Annotated in this window: 13 protein-coding genes; all 13 read left to right on the top strand. The window is 46.0% G+C overall.

Annotated features, from left to right (window positions below; genetic code table 11):
- Window positions 1-614: NADH-quinone oxidoreductase subunit C (locus BLT53_RS17325; RefSeq protein WP_170834384.1), on the top strand; the 614-nt coding region annotated here is incomplete at its 5' end.
- A 3-nt stretch (window positions 615-617) separates the two neighbouring features.
- Window positions 618-1,718 (top strand): NADH-quinone oxidoreductase subunit D, encoded by a 1,101-nt coding sequence (locus tag BLT53_RS17320; RefSeq protein ID WP_090236576.1) that lies wholly within the window; start codon window positions 618-620, stop codon window positions 1,716-1,718.
- A complete protein-coding gene (gene nuoH, locus BLT53_RS17315) occupies window positions 1,718-2,722 on the top strand; it encodes an NADH-quinone oxidoreductase subunit NuoH (RefSeq protein WP_090236575.1) in 1,005 nt (334 codons plus the stop codon). Before BLT53_RS17320 ends, nuoH begins: the two co-directional genes overlap by 1 nt.
- Window positions 2,723-2,750: 28 nt before the next feature.
- Window positions 2,751-3,170: an NADH-quinone oxidoreductase subunit NuoI gene (gene nuoI / locus BLT53_RS17310; protein WP_090236573.1), complete on the top strand. Its 420-nt coding sequence runs from the start codon at window positions 2,751-2,753 to the stop codon at window positions 3,168-3,170.
- The gene (locus BLT53_RS17305; RefSeq protein ID WP_090236571.1) at window positions 3,167-3,679 is read left to right on the top strand and encodes an NADH-quinone oxidoreductase subunit J; all 513 of its coding nucleotides are present in this window, start codon (window positions 3,167-3,169) and stop codon (window positions 3,677-3,679) included. Before nuoI ends, BLT53_RS17305 begins: the two co-directional genes overlap by 4 nt.
- Window positions 3,676-3,990 (top strand): NADH-quinone oxidoreductase subunit NuoK, encoded by a 315-nt coding sequence (gene nuoK, locus BLT53_RS17300; RefSeq protein WP_090236570.1) that lies wholly within the window; start codon window positions 3,676-3,678, stop codon window positions 3,988-3,990. The genes BLT53_RS17305 and nuoK overlap by 4 nt, the downstream gene beginning before the upstream one ends.
- A gap of 16 nt (window positions 3,991-4,006) precedes the next feature.
- Entirely contained in the window at window positions 4,007-5,875 is a 1,869-nt protein-coding gene (gene nuoL, locus BLT53_RS17295) for an NADH-quinone oxidoreductase subunit L (RefSeq protein ID WP_090236568.1), read from the top strand.
- Entirely contained in the window at window positions 5,872-7,377 is a 1,506-nt protein-coding gene (locus BLT53_RS17290) for a complex I subunit 4 family protein (RefSeq protein WP_090236567.1), read from the top strand. The genes nuoL and BLT53_RS17290 overlap by 4 nt, the downstream gene beginning before the upstream one ends.
- A 4-nt stretch (window positions 7,378-7,381) precedes the next feature.
- Window positions 7,382-8,899 (top strand): NADH-quinone oxidoreductase subunit NuoN, encoded by a 1,518-nt coding sequence (gene nuoN / locus BLT53_RS17285; RefSeq protein WP_090236565.1) that lies wholly within the window; start codon window positions 7,382-7,384, stop codon window positions 8,897-8,899.
- Between the two features lie 201 nt (window positions 8,900-9,100).
- The gene (locus tag BLT53_RS17280; RefSeq protein WP_061973604.1) at window positions 9,101-9,334 is read left to right on the top strand and encodes a DUF1146 family protein; all 234 of its coding nucleotides are present in this window, start codon (window positions 9,101-9,103) and stop codon (window positions 9,332-9,334) included.
- A gap of 162 nt (window positions 9,335-9,496) precedes the next feature.
- Window positions 9,497-10,240 (top strand): YwmB family TATA-box binding protein, encoded by a 744-nt coding sequence (locus tag BLT53_RS17275; RefSeq protein WP_139168422.1) that lies wholly within the window; start codon window positions 9,497-9,499, stop codon window positions 10,238-10,240.
- Window positions 10,241-10,270: 30 nt separating this feature from the next.
- The gene (gene murA / locus BLT53_RS17270; protein WP_090236561.1) at window positions 10,271-11,587 is read left to right on the top strand and encodes a UDP-N-acetylglucosamine 1-carboxyvinyltransferase; all 1,317 of its coding nucleotides are present in this window, start codon (window positions 10,271-10,273) and stop codon (window positions 11,585-11,587) included.
- 264 nt (window positions 11,588-11,851) lie between these two features.
- Window positions 11,852-13,513, top strand: a complete 1,662-nt coding sequence (locus tag BLT53_RS17265; RefSeq protein ID WP_090236560.1) for a M4 family metallopeptidase — start codon at window positions 11,852-11,854, stop codon at window positions 13,511-13,513.
- Window positions 13,514-13,615 lie beyond the last annotated feature (102 nt).

The following is a 13,615-nucleotide window of genomic DNA, read 5'->3' as shown; positions in this document are numbered from 1 at the left end:
CAGACTCCTCTGATGCATCCGATGAAAAAGCTAAAGCGATAGCTGCCGCCAAAGCCAAAGCAGCCGCTGCGGCACGGGCAAAGGCGGCATCAGCCGCAAAAACGGCTGATGAACCTGCCGAGGAACAAAAGCCTTCTCCCCTTCAGCCGCTCTTGGATAAATATAAAGCCATCATTCAAAAAGAATTGGGAGACGACGCACTGGAAGACAGCTACATCAACCTGTTGTCCAAGGATGTTCCGACTCTGGTTGCCCAACCGGATACATATTTTAAAATCGCCCAGTTGCTAAAACACCACGAAGAACTTCGTTTTGATTATTTATCAGAACTTCATGCCACAGATTTTGAGACTCACCTGGAAGTGTACACCCATTTTTATTCCTACTCACACCGTTGTCCCGTCGCACTTAAAGTAAAAATAAACAGAGAAGAAGCGGTCATCGATTCCCTTGCTCCGTTATGGGCGGGTGCCGACTGGCCCGAACGAGAAGCATTTGACCTGATCGGAATTACCTTCAATGGGCATCCCAATTTAACAAGAATTATGATGCCGGATGATTGGATCGGACATCCGCTCCGCAAAGACTACGAACCCTATGACGTGGAGGTGTAGCCAGTGATCCGCACCGAAGAAATGCTGTTGAACGTCGGTCCGCAGCACCCCAGTACGCATGGGGTTTTCCGGATCGTTCTGAAAATTGATGGAGAAACAATTGTCGAAGCCAATCCTGTCATCGGTTACCTTCACCGAGGAACTGAAAAGCTGGCTGAGAACCTTCAATACACACAAATTATCCCATATACCGACCGAATGGATTATCTCGCAGCCATGACCAACAACTATGTAATTTGTCACGCGGTGGAAACCATGATGAATATCGAAATCCCTGAGCGTGCCGATTATCTTCGTGTTTTGGTGATGGAGCTTGGAAGGGTTGCGAGCCATCTGGTGTGGTTTGGAACCTACCTGCTTGATATTGGCGCCATGAGCCCATTTCTATATGCATTCCGGGAAAGAGAAGCCATTATCGGCTTTTTAAATGAGATTTCCGGAGCCCGCCTGACGTTCAATTACATGCGGATCGGCGGTGTAAAATGGGATGCTCCTGAAGGATGGATCGAAAAAGTCAGGGATTTTGTGCCTTACATGCGGGAGCAGCTTGCAGGATATCATGATCTGGTGACGGGAAATGAGATCTTTTTGAACCGTGTGAAGGGCATTGGATTTTATTCAAAAGAAGAAGCGTTGGATTATTCACTGAGCGGTGCAAACCTCAGATGTACAGGTATTGCATGGGATCTCAGGAAAGACGAACCCTACTCCCTCTATGATCGGTTTACATTTGACGTTCCCGCGTTTGACAGCGGCGATGCATGGGCGCGCTATCAATGCAGAATGGCGGAAATCGAAGAATCTCTGAAGATCATTGAACAAGCTGTCGAACAGTTTCCCGAAACTGGAGAGGTTATCGCCAAAGTGCCGAAAATCATTAAACCGCCAAAAGGAGAAGCCTTTGTAAGGATTGAGTCTCCCAGGGGGGAGATTGGCTGCTATATTGCATCGGAAGGCAAAAAGGAGCCGTACCGCCTGAAGTTCAGGAGGCCTTCCTTCTACAACCTTCAGATCCTGCCCAAGCTTCTTGTCGGTGAAAATATCTCCAACCTGATTACCATTCTCGGCGGTATCGATATCGTGTTAGGGGAGGTGGACGGCTGATGGTGAATGATTTGTTAACCTCGCCAGCAGGATGGATTCATGCAGCGATCTTTTTTGGATTGGGAGCATGCCTCCTGATGATCGTTCTTGGTTTCGTAACGTATGCAATCCTTGCAGAGCGGAAAGTGCTTGGCTTTATGCAGCTTCGTCCCGGGCCAAACCGGGTCGGAGGGCGATTCGGGCTGCTGCAGACAGTAGCTGACGTATTAAAGCTGCTGATCAAGGAAGATACCATTCCAAAGGCAGCGGACAAACCGCTGTTCATATTGGCCCCTGTTCTTGCTTTTGCTCCGGCCTTTATGGTGCTGGCGGCGATTCCTTTTTCCAATCATCTGAAATTTTCCGATCTAAGTATTGGTCTTTTATATTACATAGCCATATCCGGTATTACCACTGTGGGGATTTTGATGGCGGGCTGGGCCTCCAACAATAAATATTCCCTGCTTGGCGGGATGAGGTCAGCCGCACAGATGATATCCTATGAAATTCCTCTCGTCATCTCGGTAGTCGGTGTGATTATGTTCAGCGGCAGCTTGAACCTGACAGAGATTGTTGAGGGGCAAAAAACGGTGGCGTACATGTTTTTGTCGCCGCTTGGATTTATTGTGTTTCTCATTTCCTCCATAGCCGAATTGAACCGGACGCCTTTTGATTTGCCGGAAGCTGAATCGGAACTGGTTGCCGGGTATCATGTGGAATACTCAGGCTTCCGCTGGGCGTTTTTCATGCTGACTGAATATGTGTATCTGTTTGCGATGGCAGCCCTGACAACCGTTCTATTCTTAGGCGGATGGAATCCTGTTCCGTTCTTGGGCTGTATCCCGGGAATCGTTTGGTTTGCCCTGAAATTTAGCCTGATTGTTTTCTTTATGATCTGGGTCCGCGGCACCATGCCGCGATTAAGAGCAGACCAGCTCATGGAATTCGCCTGGAAGGTTCTATTGCCGGTTGCTCTTCTCAATATTTTTGTAAGTGCCGTTGTAAAGGAACTCTTTTTAAGATAGGCAATCTGCAGAATAGGAGTGGTGCATAATGAAGGGTCTTGCGAAAGGCTTGAAATATACACTCAGCAACTTAACAAAGCAGAACGTGACAACACAGTATCCGGATGTTCCTCTTCAAATGCCTGACCGGTTCAGGGGCATTCAGAAATTCTATCCGGAAAAATGCATTGTCTGCAACCAATGTGCAAACATCTGTCCGACAGACTGCATTCAGCTCACTGGAAAGCCCCATCCCGATCCGGGCAAAAAGGGGAAAATCATTGATACGTATGATATTAACTTCGAAATTTGCATTTTGTGTGACTTGTGTACAGAGGTTTGTCCGACCGAGGCGATTGTCATGACGAACAATTTTGAATTGGCGGAGTACAGCCGGGATGAACTGTTTAAAGACCTGGTCTGGCTGGATGAAAACGACAATAACGTAAGGAAGGAGAATAAAGCATGACAGGTGAAATGATTGCTTTTTTTATCCTTGCGTTAACTGCGATTGCAGGCGGAGTCATGATGATCAATATGTCCAACGTTATTCATATGGTTGTTGCACTCGTATTCACTTTTCTGGCCATCGCGGGAATTTATATTACGCTCTCCGCGGAGTTTGTGGCAGCCGTACAGGTGCTGATTTACTCGGGGGCCATTACAATCATTATGCTGTTTGGTATCATGCTGACCCGGCATGAGGGAATGACGGAATGGAAATTGACTAAAATGACCGTTTTATTGTCGGGAGCAGGAATCATTGTGTTTTTCCTGATCATGTTTTTTAGCATTAACCATCTCAGCTTGGGAAACCCGGCGACCGATCTTCATATTGATAACACGAAAAAAATTGGCGTTGAGCTTTACTCAAAATATGTGATTCCTTTTGAATTAACATCGGTCCTGCTCCTCGTAGCCTTAATCGGTGCCATTGTAATTGCAAAAAGGGATGATGAGAAGGAGGCGGGCAAGTGAATACGATTCCTCTATCGGTCTACCTGGTGCTTGCGCTTATTTTGTTTTGTATCGGACTGTTCGGCGCTCTCACCAAGCGGAATGCGGTCATTGTATTAATCTCCATTGAATTGATGCTGAATGCAGTGAATATTAATCTGGTGGCTTTTGCGAAATACGGAGTGAATCCGGGTCTTACGGGACAGATCTTTTCACTGTTTACCATAACGGTTGCTGCTGCTGAAGCCGCAGTTGGCCTTGCCATTTTAATGGCCCTATATCGTAACCGCAAGACGGTTAATGTGGATGAAATGGATATTATGAAGCGCTAAAAAGGGGTTGGAAATGATGATGCAGAATGCCTGGCTTATACCACTGTTACCGCTGCTATCCTTCATCCTTCTTTTACTTTTTGGGAAAAAGTTAAAAGAAGCCTCTGCTTATGCAGGTATTCTATTAACTTTTCTTTCTCTGGCCATGTCTGCCATTGTCATGGCCGGCCAATGGGGGGGAGAGTCCTATAAAGCAGAAGGACTGTGGCTGAATATTGGAACCCATCCTGTAACGATGGGTTTTGAGATTAACCCGCTGAATGCATTAATGCTTGTTGTCGTCTCGCTTGTAAGCTTTCTCGTGCATTTGTATTCCAAAAGCTATATGCACGGAGACGACCGCTTTCATGTGTTTTTTGCCTATCTTGGTTTGTTCACCTTTGCCATGCTCGGCCTTGTATTGTCACCAAACTTGCTCCAGGTATACATTTTCTGGGAGCTGGTGGGACTCGGTTCCTTCTTGCTGATCGGTTACTACTACTTTAAGACGGAAGCAAAGGCAGCTGCAAGGAAAGCCTTTATTATGACCAGAATCGGGGATGTCGGCCTGTTTATTGGCATTATTCTCTTATTCTGGCAAACGGGAAGCTTCGAATACGATGAGATTTTCAAAGCGATAGGAAATAAAAGTATATCACCGGACATGATTACGCTGACAGCCATTCTGATTTTTGTTGGAGCCGTCGGAAAATCGGGCCAGCTTCCTCTCCATACCTGGCTACCGGATGCCATGGAAGGCCCGACTCCGGTATCTGCGCTCATTCACGCAGCAACAATGGTAGCAGCAGGCGTCTATCTGGTGGCTTCGATGTACCCGTTGTTTGAAGCATCCGCAGCAGCGATGGCCACAGTGGCAGTGGTAGGTGGGATAACCGCCATCTTTGCGGCTTCCATCGGCCTGATGCAAAAAGATATTAAACGGGTGCTTGCTTATTCCACGGTGAGCCAGCTCGGTTATATGATGCTGGCCCTTGGCTCGGGGGGCTATACAGCGGGAATCTTTCATTTAATGACACATGCCTTTTTTAAAGCGCTCCTGTTCCTTGCGGCAGGAAGTGTCATCCATGCAGTACATACGCAAAACATTGAAAAAATGGGCGGGTTGTGGAATAAGTTGAAAGTCACGGCTCCTCTTTTCTTGATTGGCGCCCTGTCGATTTCGGGTTTTCCTCTGTTCTCGGGTTTTTTCAGTAAGGATGAAATTTTGATGGCGACCTATGAGAACGGAAGGTATGTTTTGTTCACCCTGGCGCTGATCGCCGCCTTTTTTACCGCGTTCTATATGTTCCGGCTGTTTTTTATGGTATTCTCCGGGGATTCTGACAAAGGCATACAGGAAGTCAAAGAGTCCGATCTGTCCATGAAGGTACCCATGCTTGTACTGGGGCTGCTTGCGATTGTGGCCGGGTACTTAAATACCCCATGGTTTGGCTCGTTTTTAAATGATTACCTTTCCCAGGGACCGGTATCGCTTTCGACGGAAGCAGTGCATGGCCCTGTGTGGATTCCTGTTCTCGCTGTTGTTCTGTCTTTGGCAGGAATTGCTCTTGCTTATGTGATGTATGGGAAGAAAACACTGGCCAGAGACTGGCTGTCCCGTTCCTTCCCGTCGTTAAGCTCCCTCATTTACAACAAGTATTACGCAGATGAAATCTACCAGGCTACGGTAGTCAGAGGGACCACAGTTTTCAGCTATTTTTGGAGCTATGTCGACCGGTATTTGGTGGAAGCGGCTGTCAACGGCACAGCAGGGCTTGTTCACTGGATCGGTAAAAAAGGATCGGAATTCCACAATGGCCAGGTGCAGAGGTTTGGAGCCATCGCGCTTGCCGGTTTGGTTCTCCTGCTGTTAATCTTTGCCGTTTCAGGGGGGTATTTCTCATGAATCATATGCTGTCCCTGCTCATATTCTCACCACTCGTCGGCATCATTGCATTAAGCTTTCTATCATGGAAAAACGAAAGGGCCATCAAGCTTGCCGGATTGTTCGGTACGGTGTTGCCGCTGATCCTCGTTCTGATCGCCGCGGCCGGCTTTCACTCCTCTGCTTCAGGTCTTCAGATGACCGAGCAGGCAAACTGGATTTCCTACACATTGGAAGGCATCAATGGAAGCATGGAGTTGAAAATCAACTACGAATTGGGCATTACTGGCCTTTCTCTCGTTCTGCTGATATTAACGGCAGTTGTAGCCGTTCTTGCAGCGCTCGCCTCGTGGAACATGAGGAATGCTTCAAAAAGCTATTTCATCTTCTTTTTGATCCTGGAACTGGGTATGCTGGGCGTATTCGCTTCCCAAAATTTATTTTTATTTTTTATCTTCTTCGAAATCACGTTGATTCCCATGTTTTTTCTTATTGGGCGCTGGGGATATGCCGACAGAGAAAAAGCAGCTTTCAGTTTTTTAATCTATAACGGAATCGGTTCAGCCATTCTGTTGATTGTCTTTGTCGCGCTGTTTATGAAAACAGGTACTATGAATTACGGAGAATTGGCAAAAACTTTGGCAAGCCCGGCTGGAGCATCTGCAGGAAGCACGTTCCGCCTGTCTGTGCTTGTTTCGCTGCTAATTGCCTTTGGGATCAAGCTTCCCATCTTTCCACTTCATACGTGGATGCTCAGGGTTCACGTTCAGGCACCGCCTCCTATTGTCATGCTTCACTCCGGAATTCTCTTGAAGATTGGAGCTTATGGGCTTTTCACGTTCGGCATGGGCTTCTTTCCGGAAGAATTTAAAAGTCTTGGTGTTTTAATTGCCATATTGGGTGTGATCAATCTGCTGTATGGGGCATTTCTGGCTATCGTTCAAACCGATCTGAAAAAAGTACTCGCCTATTCGTCCGTTTCGCATATGGGCATTGTGCTGATCGGGCTGGCAGCCATGAACGAAGCGGGGGTGAAGGGAGCCATCTTCCAGCTCGTCTCTCACGGCCTCATCTCAGCGTTATTGTTCTTTTTGATTGGCGTGCTGTATGAGAGAAGCGGCTCTTCGGATATACAGGATTTCGGCGGCCTTGCAGCAGCGATGCCCGTCACTGCGGGTGTACTGCTTGCCGGAGGACTCGCATCGCTTGGTTTGCCGGGAATGTCAGGATTTATCAGTGAATTCCTTGCCTTTGTTGGTCTTTTTCAAACGATGCCCATTATCGCTGCAGTAGGCGCTGTTGGCATCATTCTGACTGCGGTCTACATTCTGCGTGCTGTCCTTGCCGTTACCTTTGGACCGAAAAAAGAAGCGCATTCCGCCTTCAAAGACCTGACCGTCCTGGAGAAAGTTCCCGCTTTTGTGTTATTGGCCCTCGTGCTGTTGATCGGGGTCTATCCTGAAATTCTGAGCAAATCACTAACCACTGTTTTAGATACAATCTTGTTAGGCTTAAGGGGGTAGACCGATGGATTTGCAAACCTTAACTTCAATGAATTGGGGTATCATGGCGCCGGAATTTACTGTGCTGGGAACAGCGTTGCTTTTGTCTTTGCTGGATTTGTTCATGCCACGGGAAAAAAGCCGCAGGATCCTCGGTATCCTGTCCGCTGCAGGAATTGTCCTGGCTTTGGCCTTTTTGTTTCTGCAGTTCAGCCATGAACCGGCTTCCTTGTTTCATGACATGTACCGGCTCGATTCCTTTTCAAAAGCGTTTAAACTGATTCTTCTGTTGGGAACAGGGCTGATATTGGTTTTGGCTTATGATTATAAAATGGATCGGGAAGAGGAATACCGGGGCGAATTTTATTATCTTCTGCTGACCGCTCTGCTAGGCGGTCTTATCATGGCTTCAAGTGCCGATATGATTACGCTGTTTATTGGCCTTGAACTCCTTTCCTTATCTTCGTATGTTATGGCGGGGATGAGGAAGCGGGACAAAGAATCCAACGAAGCATCTTTTAAATATGTAGTAACTGGTGGGATTTCCACCGCGATTACCTTGTTTGGGATGAGCTATATCTTTGGACTGACTGGTGAAACGAACCTTTATTCCATCGGAAATGCCCTGCGGGATATGAGTATTCTGCAAAATCAGTTCTTAATCGCGTTTGCCTTTATCATCACGTTTGCCGGCCTGACATTCAAAATTGCATCTGCGCCTTTTCACATGTGGGCACCGGATGTTTACCAGGGATCACCGCTTCCGGTTACCGCTTTTTTGAGTGTGGTCTCCAAGACAGCCGGTTTCGCGCTGATCCTGCGGTTTTTCTTGCTGGTCTTCAATTCGGCGCCCGGAATTAAGGGAGACCCGCTGCTGTTTCAGGTTCAGCCCTACCTTGCCTTCCTTGCGGGAGCTACCATGATTGCAGGAAATCTTGTTGCGCTCCGCCAGCGGAATGTAAAGCGGTTGTTTGCCTATTCTTCCATCGCGCAGGCGGGTTATATTCTGGTTCCGTTTGTCTCGGTCTCAGCGATGCTTTTTGAAACCACCTGGTTTTATTTGCTGGCTTACCTGTTTATGAACATTGGCGCTTTTGCGGTCATCCAGGAAGTGACGGCGCATAGTAAAACCCACGATATCTCGGGGTTTGCAGGGCTGTATCGGCGTTCGCCGTGGCTTGCGGTCGCCATGACCATTTTTATACTTTCGTTGGCAGGGATTCCGGCGACTGCCGGCTTCATTGGGAAATTCGGCATCTTCATGAATGCGCTTGGTGCCTCCCAAGGCCATTATGTCTTAGCCGGTATACTCGTCGGAACCACCGTAATTTCCTATTTTTATTACTTCAATATCATTGCACAAATGTTTTTCCGGCCGGAACATCAGGAAGGAAGATTGCAGCATAAAAAAGGGCTGCTTCTTGTGACGGCAGTGTGTGCGGCAGCCACTGTTATTTTAGGAATTCTCCCAGGTACGGCATTGCATTTCTTTTATGAACAATTTCAGCTGACGGATTTTTTCCAGACAATGGAACAAAAATAAAGGATCTGCCAAGAAGGCAGGTCCTTTATTTTTTATAAAGCGCTTACACAACCTTCAGATTTGTCAATATTGGGAACAGCTAAAAAAATAGGACTTTTGTCTGTTCCTTTGTGGTAAAATTCAGTTTATGCTACGTTCTATTGGTGCATGTGCTATCATGGTGGTTAGCTAATAACTCCTAAATGGCAAGGAGGAAACAAAATGTTTGAACAATCCGGGCAGCAGGCGCTGCTTGATATCCTTGTTCACCTGCTTTTCATTGGAATTACATGGTGGGCCATGCAGGCATTAAATTTCGACACTTTTATCAGAAAAGGCAAAGTGATTCAGGCCAGAGTGCTTTTCATACTCGTAACCATTGCCCTTGCCAGCCTCGTAAGCAACTTCTTTCTCGCATATTTGAACTATTCCACACAGCTAAAATATTTATTTTAATGAACAATGAAACAACCATATGAACCCTATTTAAAGCAAAAGATTGTGCAATGTTTAACAAAATAAGCTGCGGGATAATGTCGGAATATGACTTCAACTTCCATGAATAACGTGCCTTCCTCTGGCAAGAATGAGAAATAGAGGAGAGGACGGGTGGAAGTTATGAAAAAAAACATTGTTTTGTTTTTTGTTATTTTATTTTTGTTTCACTCTTACCAAGTCATTCATGCTCAGGAAATGAAAAACTTTAGCAAGCTTTCAGAAATGAAGCATGCTATGGATCAAAGCAATATAAATGTTAAAAATTGGTCCCTTTATACAAAAGGGAGTATAGGTTTTGTGAAAGATGTAAATGGGTATCGTCAAAAAGCGGCATTATTAAGGAATGCAGCTGAAGGATTTAAATGGAGCAGACTGAATACGAATGAGCACTTCAAAATTACCGGGGTGCGAATTTCAGCGTCAGGACACATAAAAGAACGCCTTACGCTGGTAGCCTACCCCCAAAAAGGAAAGCTTGCAACGTATCTTGTTTATGCGGCAAAAGGAAAGGGCTGGAATAAAGTACAAGTTCAGCAATTTGCCCGAATGTACCAGGATAGGGTCGCAACCTATTTTGAGGGAAAAAGTTCAACTTTCTCTTGTATCTCTGGGATACATAATGGTACAATGGATTTTGGTTTGTATAAACAAGCGCTTGGGCTCATGACAACGTTCTCCGCTGTTCCTGTTGAACAACTCAAGGAAGAGACGTTTGTATCAATCTCGGCATATACTGAGCATTGGGATGAGAAAATTAACACAGCTCATAAAGCAATGAATCTGCAGATTGCAATCAGAAATCAAGGAATGGGCGGCCAAACAGCCGTCACAATTGGAACACCAATAATTACGTCTGAATATTAATATAGAAATTGGACGCGGAGGGGAATATCGTTGGAAAAAATCATTGTCCGTGGTGGTAGGCGGTTAGAAGGCTCTGTGAAAGTTGAAGGAGCAAAGAATGCCGTACTGCCTGTCATCGCAGCATCCATTTTAGCCAGTAAAGGCACAAGCACGATTAAAGATGTGCCGACCCTTGCTGATGTATATACGATTAACGAGGTTTTACGTTATTTAAATATTGAAGTTAAGTTTGAGAACGGCCAAATAAAAGTAGACGCTTCCGGTACTCTTAAAACAGAAGCTCCTTTTGAGTATGTCCGCAAAATGCGCGCTTCTTTCCTGGTAATGGGACCGCTTCTTGCGCGTGTCGGGATTGCCAGAATTGCTTTGCCGGGAGGCTGCGCCATCGGATCACGTCCGATTGACCAGCATTTAAAAGGCTTTGAAGCCATGGGTGCAACAGTTAAGATTGGTAACGGATTTATCGAAGCAAGCATTGATGGCCGTTTGAAAGGCGCGAAAATTTATCTCGACTTCCCAAGTGTTGGAGCAACCGAAAACATTATTATGGCTGCTGCTCTTGCTGAGGGAACCACCATTATCGAAAACGTTGCGAAAGAGCCTGAAATTGTGTGTCTTGCGAACTACATCAACTCCATGGGAGGAAAAGTAGTTGGAGCTGGGACAGGAACCATTCGCATTGAAGGCGTGGAAGAATTGAATGGTGCCGAGCATACGGTTGTTCCGGACCGTATCGAAGCAGGTACTTATATGGTAGCCGCTGCGATTACCGGAGGAAACGTATTGGTGGAAGGTGCGATTTCTGAACACCTTCGCCCATTGATCGCCAAGATGGAAGAGATGGGAATCGAAATTAAGGACGAAGATAAAGGTCTTCGTGTCATTGGGCCAAAAGAACTGAAGCCTGTGGACATTAAAACGATGCCGCATCCAGGATTCCCGACAGATATGCAATCACAAATGATGGCATTGCTTCTTCGGGCGAGCGGTACAAGTGTCATTACAGAAACCGTTTTTGAAAACCGCTTTATGCACGTGGAAGAATTCCGCCGCATGAACGGTGATATTAAAATTGAAGGTCGCTCAGCTGTAATCAATGGCCCTGTTTCCTTACAGGGAGCTGAAGTTGCTGCTACAGACCTTCGTGCAGGAGCAGCTCTTGTTCTTGCTGGATTGGTCGCAGACGGCTATACGCGAGTGACCGAGCTGAAACACATTGACCGCGGATACGTGAGATTTACAGAAAAGCTCCGTGATCTGGGCGCTGATATTGAGCGTGTCAATGAAGAGTCAACGAAAGTTGAAAAAGAAGAAAAATCGGTATCATTAAAATCTAATCTTGCATAATTCATATTGAGAGCTTCCCGCAATTTTTGCGGGAAGCTTTTTATACGTCTGAGTCATGTCAATAGTGCGAATACCGCAGATACTCTTTATGAAAATACAGGGATATAGACCCAGGAGGCATTCGAGGACCTTTTAGTTTAGTAAAATATAATCAAAATTTTTTGAATAGTGTGAATTTAAAAATAAATAGTGTACTATTAGATGGCAAGGCAATCTACCAAGTAGAATGTCTTGCCATTCTGCATAGAAAAAGGGGATACGATTATGAAGAAAAAGGCTCTGGCAGTAGGGTTATCAATTGGTATGGCAGCTTCTCTGCTTTCTCCGGCCAGTTCACTGGCTGCACCGAAAAATGTATTTTCAAGCTACAAGGTCAGCCAGGAAAAAGGGACGCCGGAATTTGTTTCAGGCAGTTTGACAAAAGCTTCAGGGCACAAAGCGGAAGCGGTTGTACTGGGATATTTGAATCAGCAGAAGAGTGCCTATAAACTGGGGTCACAAAAGGCTGAGGATTCTTTTACTGTTGCGTCCCAACAGAAGGACAAGCTGGGATCAACGGTACTGCGTCTTCAGCAAGTGTATAAAGGGGTTCCGGTCTGGGGTTCTACACAGGCGGCAGTAGTGGACAAGGATGGTATCTTAAAAGCGGTTTCTGGTTCGGTGGTCCCAAATCTTGAACAAAAGAGCGGCCTCAAGAATACGAAAAAGATTACGGCCAAAAAAGCCATTGCCAAGGCTGTAAGCGATTTAGGGTACAAGCCTGATTATGAAAAAGCACCGACTGCCGACCTCGTTGTTTTTACATCCGGCAATGAAGCGGTCTATGCCTATTTAGTTAATTTAAACTTCCTTTCTCCTGAACCGGGGAACTACAATTACTTTGTGGAAGCAGCGACAGGGAAAATTATAAATAAATATAACGATATTGATGAAGCCCACGGACAGCAGGCTGCCGGCAAGCCCGGTGGAACACTGACAGGAACCAATGTTACCGGAACAGGAAAAGGTGTATTGGGTGATTCCAAAACATTGAGAACTTTAATGTCCGGTTCTGCGTATTACTTGCAGGATAACACGAGAGGAAGCGGCATCTTTACATATGACGGAAAGAACCGCCAGTCTCTGCCAGGCTCTTTATGGGTCGATGCGGATAATGCTTATAACGCCACATACGATGCCCCTGCTGTGGATGCTCACTATTATGCGGGCGTCACGTACGACTATTATAAAAATGTATTCGCAAGGAACTCCTATGACAATAAAGGCGGCGCTTTAAAATCAACGGTTCACTACAGCCGCAATTATAATAACGCGTTCTGGAACGGATCTCAAATGGTTTACGGTGACGGGGATGGAACGACTTTTGTTCCTCTTTCCGGAGGTATCGACGTTGTAGCCCATGAATTAACCCATGCGGTTACAGACACCAGCTCGGATTTGGTGTACCAAAATGAATCAGGTGCATTAAATGAAGCCATCTCTGATATCTTTGGCACACTTGTCGAATATTACGACAACCGCAATCCCGATTATGAAATTGGTGAAGATATTTATACGCCAAAGGTTGCAAACGATGCACTCCGCTCGATGAGTGATCCAACAAAGTATGGTGATCCAGATCATTATTCCAAGCGATACACAGGCACAAGCGATAACGGAGGCGTACACACAAACAGCGGAATTATCAATAAGCAAGCCTACTTGCTCGCTGTTGGGGGAACCCACTATGGCGTAACCGTTCCCGGCATTGGAAACAGCAAGCTGGGAGCCCTGTACTATCGTGCCAACACGGTATATCTTACGGCAAATGCGACGTTCAGCCAGGCTAGAGCGGCTCTTGTTCAATCAGCGGTCGATCTTTACGGGGCTGGATCAGCAGAAGTGAACGCGGTAAACAAATCATTTGATGCTGTAGGTGTCTATTAAAATGCATAAAAAACCCTGCCATGGTTGCAGGGTTTTTTCTATGAAGCAAAACGATAGAGTAAAAAACAAGTTCTAATAGGTTGCCTCACTCCATAAATTGTA

Origin of the sequence: Fictibacillus solisalsi, from assembly GCF_900103485.1 — a bacterium.
Taxonomy (GTDB): Bacteria; Bacillota; Bacilli; order Bacillales; family Fictibacillaceae; genus Fictibacillus_C; species Fictibacillus_C solisalsi.
The sequence above is the reverse complement of the archived record's forward strand: the minus strand, read 5'-3'. Positions and strand labels throughout refer to the sequence as shown.

Coding starts and splice junctions, on each gene's coding strand:
- nuoL (WP_090236568.1), top strand. CDS start 4,007: ATGATGCAGAATGCCTGGCTTATACCACTGTTACCGCTGCTATCCTTC.
- BLT53_RS17275 (WP_139168422.1), top strand. CDS start 9,497: ATGAAAAAAAACATTGTTTTGTTTTTTGTTATTTTATTTTTGTTTCAC.
- BLT53_RS17280 (WP_061973604.1), top strand. CDS start 9,101: ATGTTTGAACAATCCGGGCAGCAGGCGCTGCTTGATATCCTTGTTCAC.
- nuoI (WP_090236573.1), top strand. CDS start 2,751: ATGAAGGGTCTTGCGAAAGGCTTGAAATATACACTCAGCAACTTAACA.
- nuoN (WP_090236565.1), top strand. CDS start 7,382: ATGGATTTGCAAACCTTAACTTCAATGAATTGGGGTATCATGGCGCCG.
- BLT53_RS17305 (WP_090236571.1), top strand. CDS start 3,167: ATGACAGGTGAAATGATTGCTTTTTTTATCCTTGCGTTAACTGCGATT.
- BLT53_RS17265 (WP_090236560.1), top strand. CDS start 11,852: ATGAAGAAAAAGGCTCTGGCAGTAGGGTTATCAATTGGTATGGCAGCT.
- nuoH (WP_090236575.1), top strand. CDS start 1,718: ATGGTGAATGATTTGTTAACCTCGCCAGCAGGATGGATTCATGCAGCG.
- BLT53_RS17290 (WP_090236567.1), top strand. CDS start 5,872: ATGAATCATATGCTGTCCCTGCTCATATTCTCACCACTCGTCGGCATC.